This is a genomic window from Streptococcus oralis, from assembly GCF_965111685.1.
GTDB lineage: Bacteria > Bacillota > Bacilli > Lactobacillales > Streptococcaceae > Streptococcus > Streptococcus oralis_B.
In genome coordinates this window covers 328,989-348,552 of sequence record NZ_OZ217340.1, presented here as the reverse complement: position 1 = coordinate 348,552, position 19,564 = coordinate 328,989, and the positions used below count along the sequence as shown (strand labels likewise).

Annotated in this window: 5 protein-coding genes and 2 pseudogenes; 1 reads left to right on the top strand and 6 read right to left on the bottom strand. The window is 40.3% G+C overall.

What is annotated here, in order from left to right; translation table 11 throughout:
- Positions 1–57: 57 nt before the first annotated feature.
- The 6 genes and pseudogenes from ACLV7H_RS01840 to ACLV7H_RS01815 all read right to left on the bottom strand — a co-directional run bounded on the left by ACLV7H_RS01840 (position 58) and on the right by ACLV7H_RS01815 (position 18,634).
- Entirely contained in the window at positions 58–10,560 is a 10,503-nt protein-coding gene (locus ACLV7H_RS01840; protein ID WP_411866209.1) for an isopeptide-forming domain-containing fimbrial protein, read from the bottom strand.
- Between the two features lie 76 nt (positions 10,561–10,636).
- Positions 10,637–11,173, bottom strand: a pseudogene (locus ACLV7H_RS01835) (TlpA family protein disulfide reductase).
- A 430-nt stretch (positions 11,174–11,603) separates the two neighbouring features.
- Positions 11,604–12,950 carry a type I glutamate--ammonia ligase gene (gene glnA / locus ACLV7H_RS01830; RefSeq protein ID WP_045591751.1) on the bottom strand — a complete coding sequence of 449 codons (1,347 nt, stop codon included), beginning with the start codon at positions 12,948–12,950 and terminating at the stop codon, positions 11,604–11,606.
- Positions 12,951–12,986: 36 nt separating this feature from the next.
- The gene (gene glnR, locus ACLV7H_RS01825) at positions 12,987–13,343 is read right to left on the bottom strand and encodes a transcriptional repressor GlnR (protein ID WP_045591749.1); all 357 of its coding nucleotides are present in this window, start codon (positions 13,341–13,343) and stop codon (positions 12,987–12,989) included.
- A gap of 76 nt (positions 13,344–13,419) precedes the next feature.
- A complete protein-coding gene (locus ACLV7H_RS01820) occupies positions 13,420–13,947 on the bottom strand; it encodes an FUSC family protein (protein ID WP_045591748.1) in 528 nt (175 codons plus the stop codon).
- A 133-nt stretch (positions 13,948–14,080) separates the two neighbouring features.
- On the bottom strand, positions 14,081–18,634 hold the full coding sequence (locus ACLV7H_RS01815) for an antigen I/II family LPXTG-anchored adhesin (protein WP_411866208.1): 4,554 nt from the start codon (positions 18,632–18,634) through the stop codon (positions 14,081–14,083).
- Positions 18,635–18,737: 103 nt separating this feature from the next.
- Between ACLV7H_RS01815 and ACLV7H_RS01810 the strand changes: the two are divergent.
- Positions 18,738–19,504, top strand: a pseudogene (locus ACLV7H_RS01810) (transposase); the annotation flags it as partial.
- Positions 19,505–19,564 lie beyond the last annotated feature (60 nt).

Here is a 19,564-nt window from a genome sequence, read left to right as displayed (position 1 = left end):
TTCAATATACAGTAAGGAGAAGAGTAAATTTTTCTACTCTCCTCTTACTATATGATACTAACGTTCAGCTTTACGCTTCCAAACTAGAAGCCCTGCAAGTCCTGCAGCAAGAGCTGCAAATACTTCAAGAACTGTAGAAACTTCAGAACCCGTATTTGGTAATGTTTCACCTGGTTCTGTTGGTTCTTTCGGAATATCCCCCTCTGCTGGTGGGATATTTGGGGCTGGTGGCGTTACCGGAACCGGTGGTGTTACCGGTGTTGGTGGCGTTACCGGAACCGGTGGTGTTACCGGTGTCGGTGGCGTTACCGGAACCGGTGGTGTTACCGGTGTTGGTGGGAACACCACAACCTTGTTGGTAGTTTTTGGTTTATGGTTAAAGCTTACTGTTGCTGTATTTGGTACACCTGTCGCGAATTGTGTAAAATCTGTTCCTTCTTTGAAGTTAGTGTAAAGTACAAGACGTACGGTACTTCCCTTCAAGGCTTCAAGAACATCTTTATCGCTGATTTCAAGAGTTACAATGTTTTTAGCTTCATCGTAAGTAACAGTGGCAATTGCTTCCAACTCTTTACCTACTAATTCACCACGATCATTTGAAACCTTACTCAATTTTTCAATAGCTGCTTGAAGCTTAGTTTGAGCTTCTTTCAGGTTCTTGATTTCATTTTCAAGTTTCTCTTGTTGTTGTTTCTTATCAGCTGGTGCCAATTCTGCTTCTTTCTCCGCTGGTGCTTGAAGTTTAGCCAAGTTTTCTTCAGCTGCTTTCAACTCTGCTTCCAAGCTTGCAAGATCTTGACTTGGCTCGCTAGTTGCAGGTTTCTTATCTTCTGTTTCAGAAGAATCAGATGTAGCTGGTGTTGTAGTTTCATCTGGCTTAGCTGGTTGCGATGCCTTAGCTGCTTCCAACTGCGTTTTCAATTCAGCCACTTTCGCTTCCGCTGCTTTTAGGTCTTCCTTCCTGTTATCCTCTGTTGAAGTCTCTTCTGTTGACTTGCCTGTCAAAGCTTTGAGTTCTTTCTCAGATTGTTCAAGTTGAGCTTGAAGAGTTGCTTTGATCTTGTCAAACTGAGCATTTTCAACTTTAAGAGCGATACGGTCTTTGTTGACTTTCAAAACTGAATCGATTTCATCACTGATCGTGAAGTTCGTCAAATCTGTCTTGACAAGACGACCATATTGATCTTTCTTGGCATTTCCATTTTCATCTACTGGATCCGTTGGAACCGGAGTAGTGATATCGAAGCGGAAAGTATCTGTTGCATTTGGCAAGCGGTATTCTTTACCAGGTTTAGACCCATCTTCTGGTCCAACAGACTTAGCTGGTTCACCTGGTGTTGGATCTGTTGGTTTTTCTGGGTCACGCGGTTTCACCGTTACTGGTTTTGATTCCTTGCTGCCAGATTGACCATTGGCATCCTTGAAGTTGACAGTTGCTTTGTTTGGTACCAATTGGTCCTTATAAGGAGTCAAATCGCTATTCGCTTTGAGTTTAGCTGGGATGTACAATTGAATCTCTTTGAAGCCTTTTAGTCGAGCGAAATCTTTCACTTTTACAGTGACAGTGTTTCCTTCAACACTTGTTTCAAGAGCTCCATTTGCATCACGACCGTCCACATAGGCTACTGGTGTATCAGCGATTGCCAAAACAGATTCAAGTGTATCTGTTACGGTGAACTCTTTGTACTTATCAATATCTTTTGGTAAAGCTGTATTGACATTGTACATGTAAGGTGCATCGTATTCGACATCCAAGTGGTCCAAGGTACGGTTGATTTTCTTCGTAATTTCTGGTTCTGGTTCTTTTGGAACGATAACCGGAACTTTATTTGAATCTTTGTGTAGTCCTGGTCTATTTGGAATGTTCGCATCATAAGAAGCCGTATTTGGAACAGTGAATCCACGATCTGTTAGATATGGAGTCAAATCAGCTCCCGCTTTGATCTTAGCGTCGAATGTTAACTCAACTGCTTGACCGCCATTGGTTTTCACTTGTTCTTCTGTAAGCGTCAAGGTAATGGTTTGACCTTCTACCTTGATTTGGCTAGCGTCAAGAGCTTGACCATTCAATTTAGCACTTGAAGTTCCTGCGAATTCAAGAACGTCTACGAGTGTATCTGTGACTGCGAAGGCTGTCGCATCTTGCGCTACTGTTGTTTTCACGTTGTATGTGAAAATTTGGTCACGATCAGCGAGGGTTTCTTCAGCTTTAGTATTGACATCTTTCTTGATTTCTGGCTCTTCTGGAGTCGGTGGAGTTACTGGGACTTCGTTCGAATCCTTAGTGAAGCCTGGTTTGTTTGGAAGATCTGCCTTGTAAGCTGCCTTGTTCGGAACCTTGATTGACTTATCTTCTGTTACATAAGCAGACAAGTTCGCGCCGGCTTTGATCTTCGCGTCGAATGTTAATTCAACTGCTTGACCGCCATTAGCTTTCACTTGTTCTTCTGTAAGCGTCAAGGTAATGGTTTGACCTTCTACCTTGATTTGGCTAGCATCAAGAGCTTGACCATTCAATTTAGCACTTGAAGTTCCTGCGAATTCAAGAACGTCTACGAGTGTATCTGTGACTGCGAAGGCTGTCGCATCTTGCGCTACACTTGTTTTCACATTATATGTGAAGACTTGGTCGCGTTTGTCAAGAGTTTCAGCTTCTTTGCCATTCACATCTTTCTTGATTTCTGGCTCTTCTGGTGTTGGAGGCGTTACTGGGACTTCGTTAGAGTCCTTAGTGAAGCCTGGTTTGTTTGGAAGATCTGCCTTGTAAGCTGCCTTGTTCGGAACCTTGATTGACTTATCTTCTGTTACATAAGCAGACAAGTTCGCGCCGGCTTTGATCTTCGCGTCGAATGTTAATTCAACTGCTTGACCGCCATTAGCTTTCACTTGTTCTTCTGTAAGCGTCAAGGTAATGGTTTGACCTTCTACCTTGATTTGGCTAGCGTCAAGCGCTTGACCATTCAATTTAGCACTTGAAGTTCCTGCGAATTCAAGAACGTCTACGAGTGTATCTGTGACTGCGAAGGCTGTCGCATCTTGCGCTACACTTGTTTTCACATTATATGTGAAGACTTGGTCGCGTTTGTCAAGAGTTTCAGCTTCTTTGCCATTCACATCTTTCTTGATTTCTGGCTCTTCTGGTGTTGGAGGCGTTACTGGGACTTCGTTAGAGTCCTTAGTGAAGCCTGGTTTGTTTGGAAGATCTGCCTTGTAAGCTGCCTTGTTAGGAACTTTCACAGTCTTATCTTCTGATAGGTAAGCAGACAAGTTCGCACCCGCTTTGATCTTCGCGTCGAATGTTAATTCAACCGCTTGACCGCCATTGGCTTTAACTTGTTCTTCTGTAAGAGTCAAGGTAATGGTTTGACCTTCTACCTTGATTTGGCTAGCATCAAGAGCTTGACCATTCAATTTAGCACTTGAAGTTCCTGCGAATTCAAGAACGTCTACGAGTGTATCTGTGACTGCGAAGGCTGTCGCATCTTGCGCTACACTTGTTTTCACATTATATGTGAAGACTTGGTCGCGTTTGTCAAGAGTTTCAGCTTCTTTGCCATTCACATCTTTCTTGATTTCTGGCTCTTCTGGTGTTGGAGGCGTTACTGGGACTTCGTTAGAGTCCTTAGTGAAGCCTGGTTTGTTTGGAAGATCTGCCTTGTAAGCTGCCTTGTTAGGAACTTTCACAGTCTTATCTTCTGATAGGTAAGCAGACAAGTTCGCACCCGCTTTGATCTTCGCGTCGAATGTTAATTCAACCGCTTGACCGCCATTGGCTTTAACTTGTTCTTCTGTAAGCGTCAAGGTAATGGTTTGACCTTCTACCTTGATTTGGCTAGCGTCAAGCGCTTGACCATTCAATTTAGCACTTGAAGTTCCTGCGAATTCAAGAACGTCTACGAGTGTATCTGTGACTGCGAAGGCTGTCGCATCTTGCGCTACACTTGTTTTCACATTATATGTGAAGACTTGGTCGCGTTTGTCAAGAGTTTCAGCTTCTTTGCCATTCACATCTTTCTTGATTTCTGGCTCTTCTGGAGTCGGTGGAGTTACTGGAACTTCATTTGAATCCTTAGTGAAGCCTGGTTTGTTTGGAAGATCTGCCTTGTAAGCTGCCTTGTTCGGAACCTTGATTGACTTATCTTCTGTTACATACGCAGACAAGTTCGCACCCGCTTTGATCTTCGCGTCGAATGTTAATTCAACTGCTTGACCGCCATTAGCTTTCACTTGGTCTTCTGTAAGCGTCAAGGTAATGGTTTGACCTTCTACCTTGATTTGACTTGCTTCAAGCGCTTGACCATTCAATTTAGCACTTGAAGTTCCTGCGAACTCAAGAACGTCTTCGATCTTATCGGTTACGCTGAAGGCTGTCGCATCTTGCGCTACTGTTGTTTTCACATTATATGTGAAGACATCATCACGTTTTGCGAGCGTTTCTTCTGCCTTACCGTTAACATCTTTCTTGATCTCTGGCTCTTCTGGTGTTGGAGGCGTTACCGGGACTTCGTTAGAGTCCTTGTGCACTCCTGGTTTGTGTGGGAAGCTTGCGTCATAAGAAGCCTTATTCGGAATCTGTGTACGGCCGTCTTCCTTCACATACGCAGACAAGTTCGCGCCGGCTTTGATCTTCGCGTCGAATGTTAATTCAACTGCTTGACCGCCATTGGCTTTGACTTGTTCTTCTGTAAGCGTCAAGGTAATGGTTTGGCCTTCTACCTTGATTTGGCTTGCTTCAAGCGCTTGACCATTCAATTTAGCACTTGAAGTTCCTGCGAATTCAAGAATGTCTACGAGTGTATCTGTGACTGCGAAGGCTGTCGCATCTTGCGCTACTGTTGTTTTCACGTTGTAAGTGAAGACTTGATCGCGTTTGTCAAGAGTTTCAGCTTCTTTGCCATTCACATCTTTCTTGATTTCTGGCTCTTCTGGTGTTGGAGGCGTTACTGGAACTTCATTTGAATCCTTAGTGAAGCCTGGTTTGTTTGGAAGATCTGCCTTGTAAGCTGCCTTGTTCGGAACCTTGATTGACTTATCTTCTGTTACATACGCAGACAAGTTCGCACCGGCTTTGATCTTCGCGTCGAATGTTAATTCAACTGCTTGACCGCCATTGGCTTTGACTTGTTCTTCTGTAAGCGTCAAGGTAATGGTTTGACCTTCTACCTTGATTTGACTTGCTTCAAGCGCTTGACCATTCAATTTAGCACTTGAAGTTCCTGCGAATTCAAGAACGTCTACGAGTGTATCTGTGACTGCGAAGGCTGTCGCATCTTGCGCTACTGTTGTTTTCACGTTGTAAGTGAAGACTTGATCGCGTTTGTCAAGAGTTTCAGCTTCTTTGCCATTCACATCTTTCTTGATTTCTGGCTCTTCTGGTGTTGGAGGCGTTACCGGGACTTCGTTAGAGTCCTTGTGCACTCCTGGTTTGTGTGGGAAGCTTGCGTCATAAGAAGCCTTATTCGGAATCTGTGTACGGCCGTCTTCCTTCACATACGCAGACAAGTTCGCGCCGGCTTTGATCTTCGCTTCGAATGTTAATTCAACTGCTTGACCGCCATTGGCTTTGACTTGGTCTTCTGTAAGCGTCAAGGTAATGGTTTGACCTTCTACCTTGATTTGACTTGCTTCAAGCGCTTGACCATTTAATTTAGCACTTGAAGTTCCTGCGAATTCAAGAACATCTTCGATCTTATCGGTTACGCTGAAGGCTGTCGCATCTTGTGCTACACTTGTTTTCACATTATATGTGAAGACTTGATCGCGTTTGTCAAGAGTTTCAGCTTCTTTGCCATTCACATCTTTCTTGATTTCTGGCTCTTCTGGTGTTGGAGGCGTTACTGGAACTTCATTTGAATCCTTGTGGTATTTTGGATTATGATCAATATCATAAGAAGCCTTATTCGGAATTTCAGTCTTACCATCTTTATTCACATAAGCGGATAAGTTGGCATTATCTCTAATCTTAGCCTTGAAATTCACTTCAATAGACTTACCGGCATCTGCTTTTACAGAAGCTTCTGTAAAGGCAACTTTGATTACTTGACCAGAAAGTGTCACTGTCGCCTTCGATCCTGCATCCTCACCATCAAGTTTAACAGTAGCTGAAGCATTCTCACCAACAAATTCTAAAACTTCTTTCAACTCGTCTGTCATCTCAAACACAGTTGCGCTGGCAGGCATTGTTGTTTTCAAAGTATAAGTAAATTCTTCATTACGTTTTGCAAGATCGTAACGTTCTGCTCCGTTTACTTCCTTCTTAAGCTCTGGAGTAGTGGTTGGTGGTGGTGTAACTGTAACTGGTTTTGATTCTTTCTTAGAATCAGGATTATCATTAATGATGTAGCTAGCAGTATTTGGTACTACCGGCTTGTCTTTTGATTCATTTGGATAAGCTGCTAAGAGTGCATCAAAGGTAATGCCTTCCTTCACCTTAGCCTTAAATGAAACTTGTACAGCTTTACCAGCATATTGTTTCACTTGCTCTTTACCAAATGTGACCGTCAAACGTTGACCTTCTGTTGTTACAGTGAGGTCTTGAACAGCTTGGCCATCAACAGTGACCGTTGCTTCTCCTTCAAATGCCAATTCTTTGACGATATCATCTGAAATGGTGAATGTATCTGCCACATGTGGAACCGTTGAGTCAATCGTATACGTGAAGACTTCTGATAACTTACCAAGATCTGCGTGTTCCTGACCATTCACTTTCTTAGTGATTGGTGGTGGAGTAACTGTAACCGGCTTGGTTTCTTTCTCACCTTGTTGGTCATTCTTGTTAGTGTATGTAATCTTAGCTTTGTTCTCAATAGATGGAACAGTTGAGCCTTTCTTCACTTTGGCATGAATCACGAGCTCTACTTCTTGGTTACCGTAGTCACCCGCATTCGCAAAATCCTTCATCGTTGCAGTCACGGTTTGACCTTGAACTGTTACATCGAAGAATTTCGCTGCCGCTCCCTTGATTTCAGCTTGACCTGGAGTCAAGTTCTCATCCAAGGTATCCGTTACAACGAAGGACTTGTACGTTGTAATATCATTTGGCAATTTCGCTTTGATATTATAAGTAAAGTCGGTTTCTGCACCGATTGTTGCCTCTGTCAATGTTTCGTTGATTTTCTTATCAACACCTGGTTCTGATGGAGGCGTTACGGTGACTGGTTTCGTTTCTTTTTCTCCGCTATGATCGTTCTTATCTGTGAAGCTGAACTTCGCAGTATTTGGAATGTTGATACGAGTCACTCCATCATTGATCTTAGCCGGAATAATCAATTCAACTTCTTGACCAGCAAGGTCTGTAGCGTTCGCAAAGTCCTTCATCGTTGCAGTCACGGTTTGACCCTCAACTGTTACATCGAAGAAGGCTGCAGCTGCTCCTTTGATAACTGGTTTGCTTGAAGTTTCATTGATAACTGACAAATCTCCTTCAAGTGTATCTGTAATCACAAATTTCTTGTAATCTGTAATATCGGTTGGAAGTTTTGTCTTGATGTTGTAGTTATACGCTTGACCTGTCGCTATATCTAAGTGATCAAGGGTTTCATTGATCTTCTTCGTTACAGGAGGTGGCGTTACAGTGACAGGTTTCGTTTCAACTTCTTTCTCTACATTATTCTCATTTGTAAAGGAAATAGAAGCCTTGTTTTCAATGGTTGTACCTGTCACACCATTTTTAACTTTTGCAGGAATGACTAGTTCAACAGTTGAGTATTTTGCAAGTTCACCAAACTGACCATCCTTCACCGTTGCCGTAATCTCTTGGCCATTGGTGTGGATATCAAAGAGGGCAGCTGCAGAACCTTTAATACTTACGTCACCTGCAAGTGCCAAATTAGCATCTAGTGTATCACGAATCACAAATTTCTTGTAATTAGCAACATCACTTGGTACTGCTGTTGTAATGTTGTAGTTGTATGGTTGCCCATCAAACGTTTGGAAGCTATCCAAGTTTTCATTGATTTTCTTATCAATAGTCGGTTCCTTTGGTTTTGGTGGGGTAACCGTTACTTCGTTAGAGGTTTGTTTCACATCATTCAAGATCACATCCGCTGTATTTGGTACTTTTACTTGACCATCTTTCTTGTATTTAGAAAGATCAGCACCTTTACGGATTTTCGCTTTAAAGGTTAATTCTACATATTGAATGTCTTTCACCTTACGGCGATTCACTTTACGAGTGATTTTTTCAAGATTAGTTTTGTCTAGTGTCAACGAAACGGTTTGACCTGAAACAGTTGTCACACCTTTCAAATCAGTGTTATCTTTTCCACCGAGTTTCACATTTAAGCTATCTGCTTGAACTTCTAACTCTGGAACAACTGTATCTGTCAGCGTAAAGTTGTCCGCAATACCTGGCCATGGAGCCGTCACCTTGTACTCAAAGAGTTCCTCTTCTGCCTTCAAATCTTCATGTTCTTTGTCATTAACCTTCTTCGTAATTTCTGTTACAACTGGTGGTTTCACATAAACAGGATTTGAACGGCGAATGGTACTTGGTTTAGTGTCTGTCTTGGCATGTGCATCTTGGTTTGGTTGATTGTCATCACCATTCCACATGATGTTCCCTTGGTTTAGGAGACCAAATCCATTACTTTCCTGAAGGAGAGCCATGAATTCTTTACTTGATTGATTATTGCGGTATTGTTCTTTCAAACGAACCTTAATGGTCATTTGAGCTTTCTTCAATACCAAGTAATTATAGTTGGATCCTTTAGCAGGAACATCCGCAACCACAACACTTTGAGAGTTGCCTTCTGAATCATCTTGACTAACTAAACGAGTGGCCCATTTTTCTCCATTTGGTCCAGTAGCTGAACTTTCAACCACTTCCAAACGGTAGTCAAGTGGGTCTGTCAACATGACGTTCTTTTCAAATTCGTAGGCTACGTTATTGAAGTTGTAATCAAGAGTATAGGTGAACTCCTCTGCCTTGTCTGACAATTGTGCAGAATAGGCTTTTTTCTTTGTCAAACCAAGCGGGTCATCAATTTCTCCCAAGTCATTACTCTTATCTGCATCGGTAATTTGCTTAGTGACACTTGGGTAACAGTACTCGAGTTTTTGAACTTCAACTTCTTCATTACGTCCACCGATCTTACGGGTTGTAAATTCACCTGTCTTGAAGACACCAGTCAATTCAGGGACTGTAATTGTTTCATTCGTTGGTTTGTAATCAGCTGGCGGATCAACTTCATCCTCTTCATTCGTTTCAGGAGCACGTGCTTCCTTACTCAAATCATAGTCGAAATTGTTATCTCCAGGGTTGAAGACACTATCGGGTACATAGATTGTGACATTGTCACCTTCTTGATTGATTCGACCACGAATTTGTTTTGATGGATCTGTGACTTTTTCAACAACCGTCTTGCCATTGATTCGAACAGCATCAACCTTATACCCAGGTGTAACAGTGAACTCGCCCTTGATGTCTTCCTTAATCAACGCAGCAGCTACCGATTCTAAAATTCGATTTGAGAACTTGTCGATATCGCTTTGTTCATTAACATAGAAAGAAACGTTCTTTCCGTTCACAACTTTGTCTGGTGAAGCCATTGATTGAAGAGCATCATGGAAGATTCCTTGAACTGAACGGTTGTCACCGATATTCAATGTTCTTCCAAATCCATTCAAATAAGCAGAACCATATTGGAAGTATGGGTCAGTGAACCCTGCTACTCGCTCCCAGAAACCAATAACTACAGAACCTTCTGATCCAACAGCATTCTTAAGGGTATTTCCTGCCTCTTTTAATTCGTTTGCACGGCTGACAATATCTTGCGCTGCTTCAGGGAAATAGTTTTGACCAAGTCCCCATGCAGGTTGTAGCTTATAAGTTCTGGCATAACTTTTATCCATAACAACATTACCATCTGGGAGACGGTAACCATTGGCCACACCATCCGTTACAAGGAGGAATACGGTCTTACGACCATTTTTCATTTCTCCTTTTTGACTGTTGTAAGCAGCAAGAGCATCCGTAATACCAGGAACTGTAGGAGTTCCACCTCCAACAGTAATATTATCAATAAAGCTATGAATAGATTTTTGATCTGATGTTAAATCACTTGAACTAAACTGATAATGTTTACCAGTAATTCCCTCATTTGTATAGGTATCCATCGCTCCTGTGAAGTCTTCATTATCAAAATATCGAACCTGATCTAATCCTTGGTAAGCTGAAACAAAGACGCGGTCAGTCGTATCTGGATCCCCTGTACTCACTAAATGTGGGTCAGTTTCATTGTACTGTTCAGGTTTCACATAAGTGGTCAAACGCTTCAAGGCATTCTTAACACTAGGAATAGTTTTTTCAAAGGATCCACTCGCATCCTGAAGAATAACTAAGTCGATCGGTTTACGTGGAACTGTCCACTTTGTTTTTTCTGTTTTCTTTACCTTACGATAACATCCATTCTGGATAATTTCCGTATTCTCTCCTACTCGTCTAGCAGCCCCTTCATCAGCTGATGCACCTCGAGCAAGGAACAGTCCAGCCAATCCTAATGGCACAGAGAGAAACAGAATCATAAACAGAATGGAGACCTTTTTAATGAAATCTCTCATAGTTTTCTTTGAAATCCTATTGCGATTTCTTCTTTCTCCTTTATTCTGAATTAGATGTATGTCAGTCTAGCAGTTCTTATAACTCTTTCGAGGAATTTTCAGCAGTGGTATGATTTACTAATACATTCTTTACCTGTTGCTGTTTTGTCACAAGATACATACTTGGTATGGTTTGAACCTGTAAAAGATCGGCTGCGGACTGATCTTCGTCATAATAATACGGGAAAGTATATCCTTTTTCTTTGATATACTGATCAGCAGTTTCCTTTGTTTCTTTTCCTGGTTCGTTCATATTCAGAAGAACAAAATGAATTTGATCTCCATACTTTTCATACATCTGCTGAACAATGGGTAGTTGTTTCTGGCAATGCGGACACCAACTAGCCCATTCGACAACTAACATAGGTTTATCATACAGTTCCGAGATAGCAGTCAATTTTCCATTTTGAGAGGTCATTTTAAATTCTGGAAGTTGTTAACCTTTTAAACTCAAAGCTGAATTGTTCTCATCACTTGAAGTTGATTGCAAAACGGAAGATGCACCTATATCTTCATCCTTAGTGGGTCTAGTGATATAAATTAAACCCACCGTTAAACCTATGGTGACTTCCATCTCTTAAAACGGAAACGACCATATGTCTCTCTACACAAAATCTCCTTTCTTATAAGAGTAAAACATCATGAATAAGTTTCAAGTAAATAATATATCAACCTATAAAAACGAGAGCTAAACCTCATTCATGTCAAATGATATTTTATCATTTACTAACTAGTATTTCAAGAAATATGTTTTCAAATTGTAAACTTTTTTTCAGAATGTTAAAAACCTACTATTTCATACGTTGGAGAGATTCATGAGATAGGATTACGGGATTCTTATTATGAGTTTTTTCAGAATATTATTATTTTTTAATCAGTCCAACAAATAATCCATTTTTTCGCAATTTACTATGTTATATATACCAAAAACAACATCAAAATACATTTAAATATTTGCAATAATAAGAAAAGATTGTCCACTCAGACAATCTTTTTTTATGTTCTTAATATAAGTCAAGATAATTATCAACTTCCCATTGTGAAACGAAGGTTGCATAGCTAGCCCACTCGATACGTTTGGCTTCAAGGAAGCTAGTGTAGATGTGTTCACCTAGGGCTGCCTTGACCACTTCATCTTCTGTCAAAGCTTTTAAGGCGTTATGAAGAGTTGATGGAAGATCGGTAATTCCAGCTTCCTTACGCTCTTCTGCTGTCATGATGTAGATATTTTCTTCGATAGGAGCTGGTGCTTCGATTTTGTTTTCAATACCATGCAATCCAACTTCCAAAAGAACCGCCATAGCGATATATGGGTTTGCCATTGGGTCCACTGAACGCAACTCAAGACGAGTTCCCATACCGCGTGAAGCTGGTACGCGCACAAGTGGCGAACGATTACGACCAGCCCAAGCAATGTAAACAGGCGCTTCATAACCTGGAACCAAACGTTTGTATGAGTTAACTGTTGGGTTCATGATAGCAGTATAGTTGTAAGCATGCTTGATCAAACCACCAAGGAAATGGTAGGCTGTTTCAGACAACTGCATTCCTTTTGGATCATTTGGATCAAAGAAGGCATTGTTTCCTTCTACATCAAACAAGGACATATTACAGTGCATACCTGATCCGGCAATACCAAATTTTGGTTTTGCCATAAAGGTTGCGTAAAGACCATGTTTGCGAGCAATAGTTTTAACAACAAGTTTAAAGATTTGAATCTTGTCACAGGCACGGAGGACTTCATCATACTTGAAGTCAATTTCATGTTGTCCAACCGCAACCTCGTGGTGACTCGCTTCTACTTCAAATCCCATTTTGGTCAAGACATTCACGATTTCACGACGCGTATTGTCTGCAAGGTCAGTAGGCGCCAAGTCGAAGTAACCACCCTTGTCATTTACTTCAAGTGTTGGATCGCCATTTTCATCTAGCTTAAATAGGAAGAATTCTGGTTCTGGACCAAGGTTGAAGGATTTGAATCCTACTTCTTCCATATGACGAAGTGCACGCTTCAGATTACCACGAGGGTCACCTGCAAAGGGTTCTCCTTCTGTTGTATAGACATCACAGATCAAACCTGCAACACTTCCATTTTCATCTCCCCAAGGAAAGACTGTCCATGTATCCAAGTCTGGGTACAAGTACATATCTGACTCATTGATACGTACAAAACCTTCAATAGAAGAGCCATCAAACATGGCTTTGTTTGACAAGACCTTATCTAACTGTTCATCTGTAGCAGGAATTTCGACGTTTTTCATGGTTCCCAGAATATCTGAAAACATGAGACGGATAAAGGTAACATTTTTTTCCTTGACTTCACGACGAATATCTGTAGCTGTGATTGGCATGGGTTTTCTCCTTAATATATGACTACTTGCGATTGCCTAACCGCGACCAAAGGGTGACCGTACTGAAGCAAAGCGCCCCTGCTGGAGGAGTTCATTGTGAAGTGCACGACGCACTTCCGTCTGACTCACGGTTTTCTTGGACTTCGCCTCACGTTCAGCATATTTTTTCTTAATCGCAGCAATATTATGACCTTCAGAGATATAATCTTTGATTTCAAGCAGACGATCCATGTCATTCAAGGAATACATGCGACGGTTTCCTTCGTTTCGATCAGGCTTTATCAACTCTTGATCTTCATAATAACGAATCTGACGCGCCGAGAGATCGGTCAATTTCATAACACTGCCAATAGGAAAAACAGCCATATTTCGGCGAAATTCTCTTTCCTTCATTTACAATTTCCTTCTTCCTGTCTATTATAGTCTAAAAAAAGACATACGTCAACGAATAATGTCATAAAATGTAACATTATTTTCTTTTTTTCTCCCAAAAGAGCTTCAGTTGCTCAATATCATAATTCACAAGGATTGCGACAAAAACTCCCATAAATGTTTCAAATACGCGTGCAAACACGTACAAAAATGTTTCTCCGCTTGGTATTGATAGGGTAATAATCAACATAGCCGCTACACCACCAATAATTCCTGCCTTATTGTTCATGGCTACATTTGTCATAATGGTTAACATGGTGCAAATTGGAACAACTAGTAAGGTTACCCAAAAGGCTCCATGAAATAAAGTGTTTAAGAGGAAAAAGACAAGGGCGTAAAAACCGCCAATACTATTTCCCAAGATACGCGAAGTTCCAAAATGGACACTCTTATCAAAGCTCTCTCGTAGACTGAAGACCGCTGTCAATGCTCCGATTTGAAGCCCCTTCCAGCCAAAAAAACCAAAAATCAAGAGAACTATAAATACGGCAATCCCCGTTTTAAAGGTTCGCATACCAAGCTTGAACTGTGACTTATCAAATTTATATTTTTTAAAATAACTCATAATCTCAACTTTCTACTACCATTTTAACATAAATTAGTTGATTTTATGAGTGAAAATCAATAGGAAGCGTTTTTAATTTAGGGCTATAAAAAAGAGGAAACAGAGTCCCTCTTTTCTATTTAACTTTTAGAGCTTACTTGCTTTCATCTTCTTTACGTTTCAACTGGCCAAGTCCTAAAACTCCTACTAAAGCTGCTAGACCAAGATATGGCATGTAGCTTGAATCATTTGTACCTGTTTTTGGAAGTGTAGTTAATTTTTTACCAACAGAAACAGGAATTGGTGCTGAAGGATCTTCAACTTTTGGACTAGGAACTCTTGGTTCTTTTGGTGTCTCAGGTTTGTCTGGATCCTTTGGTTTTGGCGTTGGTGTTGGTGTTGGTTTGTCTGGATCCTTTGGTTTTGGCGTTGGAATTGGTGTCGGTTTGTCTGGAGTTCTTGGTATTGGAGTTGTTGTACGTACTGTGTTAGATGCATAAGTAACCTTATTAACAGTATTTACATAAGTATTTTCAAATGTTCCAATAGCAATTCTGCGCATTTGAAGGTAGGTTTCAGCTTGGAATGGTGAATCCAAACTAATCTTTTGTAAGAATTCTTCCTTGAAACGAACAGTTACAATACCATTTGCAGCATCTGTTTCAGCAGTTGTTTGAGATGTTAGATCTGTACCTGCCTTAATCACTGAACCATCTTTCATTGTCAAGTTCAGAGAGCTGAATGTCTTGTAATTACCAGTATACTGATCACCAGCTTGGTCATAATCATCCACAAAGTTGTAATTTTCTAATTCCTCTGAATGATTTTGTGGAATGAGGCCACCAATCAAACGATAGTTAAACGTTTGATAAAATTGAATCGTTTTACCATCCAGATTTTCACTAGTTGGATCTAGACTTACTGTTACGTCTTTTTTCGGTGTGATTTTCGGTACGTTGTTAACCACTACTTCTGTAGCATAGCCATTTCCAAAATCAATTTGATAGGCCTTGTTTTCATACTTACCACCTGTCTTACCAAATTCAGACTTAACAGTCATCGGATCTGTAATGACTAATGATGTTCCAGTTGCTACATATTGCTTGTAAAATTCTTCTGGATTATCAGCAGAGAAGAGTTGGAAAGCACCCTTAACAGTAATGTTAGCTTTCTTCAACAAGTCTTGAACTTTCTTAGGAGCAGCTTCTAGACTGTCATATTTTTGAACGCTGACACCTGATACTTGATTTCCTTTTTCATCTGCAACCTTAATCAAATCAGGACGAACATCTAATGCTTCCTCTGGATAATCATCTACATAGTAGAAGCCGTTTTGGATTGCTTCCTTAGAAGATTTATCACCCTTATATTGATCCAAATCCCATGTTAATTCGTAGTAGTTGGTTGAACCAGCTAAAACTTCTTTTCCATCGATATTAAGGCCTTCTTTATTCTTATTTACTTTCGTTGGCTTAATATAGTTGTTATTTGGATTATCAGGATCATTTGGTTTACCAGGAGTCGTTACACGAACAACATTTGACTTAATACCATAAGCATCATTGACTGTCAAAGTGAAGTTATTCGTATAAGTTGCCCCATCGTTCAATACTCGACCAACAACCGTTGGATGAAGAGTCTCAACAGGTTTAGTTAAGTCAGCATTGTATGTTGCCAATGTCTCGTCAGTCGCCTTAAAGGTTACAGTATGACTTGCTTCATCATAAGTTGTATCAAAGCCTGTACTTGCAGCCTTAGTTGCATCCAAGTCAAACTTATAGCCAGTTGGAAGCGGATCTACCAATACAAATGAAGTAGTTTTTGGACGTCCAGCTGTCAAGGCTTCAGTTTTCAATTCAAACTTAACAATTGACTGTTTAGCAACCAATGTCCGGTCAATATCTACACCATCCTCATTCTTAATTTCTTTATTAATCTGAGGCTGAGCTAATAAACTGCTATAGTGGAAATGAACTGTCGGTACAACTGGTGGAGTCGGTAACTGCTTAGGAGTTGGTGCTAGCGGTGGAGTTGGCAATGGATCATAATTTGGCTCTTCTGGTTTTGATGGCTCTGGTTGGTCTGGAGTTTTTACCGGTGGTGTTGGCTCATTTTCATATGTTGGTGCTACTGGTGCTGGCTCCAATGGTTTCTCTGTCTCATATGTTGGCTCTTCTGGTTTTGATGGCTCCGGTTGATCTGGAGTTTTTACCGGTGGAGTTGGCTCATTTTCATATGTTGGTGCTACTGGTGCTGGCTCCAATGGCTTCTCTGTCTCATATGTTGGCTCTTCTGGTTTTGATGGCTCCGGTTGATCTGGAGTCTTAACTGGCGGAGTTGGCTCGTTTTCATAGCTTGGTGCTACTGGAGCTGGTTCCAATGGTTTCTCTGTCTCATACATTGGTTGAGTTGGAGCTGTTGGTGAAACAGGTTTCGTCGGAACCCCAATTGCATTAATGTTTGAATTGAAAGCAAACCAAATATTTCCACTTTTAGAAGAAGCCATATTAAAGCTAATCTCCGATTGAGTTATTTCACCGACAATAGCACCGTACCAATTATTTGGACTAGAGGTTGTATCCCATTCCGATGTATTCCAACGAGCCCCTCGCGATTTTTCTGCATTTGATGAATCTGCATAAGCAGAGTTATTTTCATGAATCTTGATAGATGAACCAGAAATTGGAATATATCGACCGTTAAAGTTTCTAACACTTTCAATTGCATCTTTATCAATTGCCCCACTACCGTTACCTCTATTTAGAGATGAAAAATTAACTAATCCTCCTGTGAGATTCATAAGTTGACCTTCTTCATCATAAAACTTGACTTTTACATTAATGTTTGTAGAAGTAAAATAATCATTATACCATGCTGTCACAGTTGGATCACTCGAGGCAAACATAGTCATTTTGGTTCCATCGTTAAAACCTGTTTCTTTTAATGTGTAAGTGTAAACTACTTTTGAAATTTTCTTACCATTAAAACTTGAATTTTTTAGACCAGTATAGGTAACATCGACTGGTTTATTCTTTTCTAATACAAGCTTTGCATAAGTGTTATTCGAATTGATTGCATTGAAATATGAATATGCTGTAGATTTTTTCCTATCAGGATTTGTTGGCGAAATCCCCCATGATTTTACCAAAGCATCCAATTCCTGCTGCCCATATTGATGTACAGATGAATCAATTGTTCGTATTGCATTTGGTTCTGATTTAAAGTTCAACGATTGTGATCTTGGCTCTGAAAGATAACCATCTTGCTTCTTTTTACTCTCCGCTTCTGCGAGTGCTGCAGTATAAGCTGCTAAATCTTTCTTATATTTGGCAAGATCAGCTTCATATTTTGCTAATTTAGCTTCATAATCTGTTTTAGCCACGGCATTCCGTTGCTTGATTGCTTCGTTTTCGGCTTGGAGCGCTGCATTTTTTGCCTTGTTGTCTTCAACAGCCTTTTCATAGGCTGCTTTTGCATCAGCATTTGCTTTTTGAACGCGAGCTAGTTCTGTCTGGTATTTGGCTAGCTTAGCTTGGTAGTCAGCTTCACTGTCTTCGTTGGCTTTCTTTACTGCTGCCAAATCTGCTTCATATTGCTTCAATGCTGCTTCATAAGTCGCTTTAGCCGTCTCATTACGTTGCTTAATGGCTTCATTTTCAGCTTGAATGGCTGTATTTTTAGCTGTGTTTTCTTCAACTGCCTTTTCATAGGCTGCTTTAGCATCAGCATTTGCCTTTTGAACACGAGCCAGCTCTGCTTGGTAAGCTGCTAATTTAGCTTGATAATCAGCATCATTATCTTCCTTGGCTTTCTTAATAGCTGCAAGGTCTGCTTCATACTGCTTCATCGCTGCGTCATAGTTTGCTTTGGCAGTTTCATTACGTTGCTTAATCGCTTCATTTTCAGCTTGAAGCGCTGCATTTTTTGCAGTATTTTCCTTTACTGCTTTATCATATGCCTCTTTAGCTTCAGCATTCGCTTTTTGAACACGAGCTAATTCTGTCTGGTAAGCTGAAAGTTTATTTTGATAATCCTGTTGACTATCTTCGTTTGCTTTTTTGACAGTTGCTAAATCTTTTTGATATTGTGCTAGCTTAGCCTCATATTCTGATTTAGCTGTTGCATTGGCAGTGTTGATTTTTTCAACTTCTTCTTGATGACTTTTTAGATCTTTTTGATACTTGTCATCCGCTGCTTTGTTTTCAGCATTGATTTTATCTGTTTCAGCCTGATGAGCTGCGACTTCCTTTTTATATGCTTCAGTCGTTGTCTTTATTTCTTCAGCCTGTTTAGCATAGTCGCTTTTAATCTCATCTTGTTTTTGAGCATTCTCTGTAGCAGTTGTGGCTGTTCCTTTGTCTTTTGTTTCATCTTGAACTACCTTAACTCCTGCGGATTTTGCATCAGCAACTGCTTTATCCAAATCAGCTGATGATACTTCTACTGGCAAAGCTGAGTCTTTAGTACCAGCCTTAGCTTGGCTTTCTTTGGCAACTTGGCTCATTTCACCCTGAGCTTCAGGTAAATTTGTGGCTGGGTTTCCTGTAGTAGCTACCTCAACCGTACTTGTACTAGTTGTCTCTGTAACTTCATCAGCAAATACTGCTTTGTCTGCAAAAGCAATCAAAGCAGTTCCTAAAACAGCACCACACAAAGTTTTCGCAACTTTGCTTTTACGAAATCCATAGACTTCTTTTTTATTTTTCATTATAATCCCTTTCCTTATCTAAATTTAGTCGTTACTTCTTATATTAACACTTTACAAGGCAAGATACAAATATTTACTCTTTATGTTTATAAATCAAATTAAAAAGAAGATGGTCACTGAGACTCCTATAGTCAAGAAAAATCACCAAATCCCTCGTATCATCAACCAAAAGATTGCCCAGAAGCTAATTGAAAAGACTTCTATGACTGACATTGCCCATCAGCTGTCTATTTCAACTTCAACTGTCATTCGCAAACTCAATGACTTCCGTTTTAAGCATGATTTTTCTCGTCTGCCTGAGATTATGTCCTGGGATGAGTATGCCTTCACTAAGGGAAAGATGAGTTTCATTGCGCAAGATTTTGAAAAGCCCAATATCATCACTGTTCTTGAGGGCAGAACACAAGCTATCAAGCGCTACTGGAAGCTCTTTCAACAGGATAGTCGTAAACTCAGTGATAAGCGTTTTTATAGACCTACTTTTCGTATGCACTTAACCAATAAAGAAATCCTAGACAAGCTTTTGAGCTATTCAGAAGACTTGAAACACCACTATCCTCTCTATCAACTCTTGCTTTTTCACTTTCAGAATAAGGAACCAGAGAAATTTTTCGGACTCATTGAAGACAATATAAAGAAGGTTTATTCTCTTTTTCAGACTGTCTTTAAAACATTTATAAAGGACAAAGGGAAAATCGTCAATGCCCTTCAGTTATCCTATTCCAACGCAAAATTGGAAGCGACTAATAATCTCATCAAACTTATCAAACGCAATGCCTTTGGTTTTCGGAACTTTGAAAACTTCAAGAACGAATTTTCATCACTCTGAATATCAAAAAAGAAAGGACGAAATTTGTCCTTTCTCGAGCTTATCTTTTCTTCAACCCACTACAGTTGACAATGAGCCTAAAAAAGAGGAAACAGAGTCCC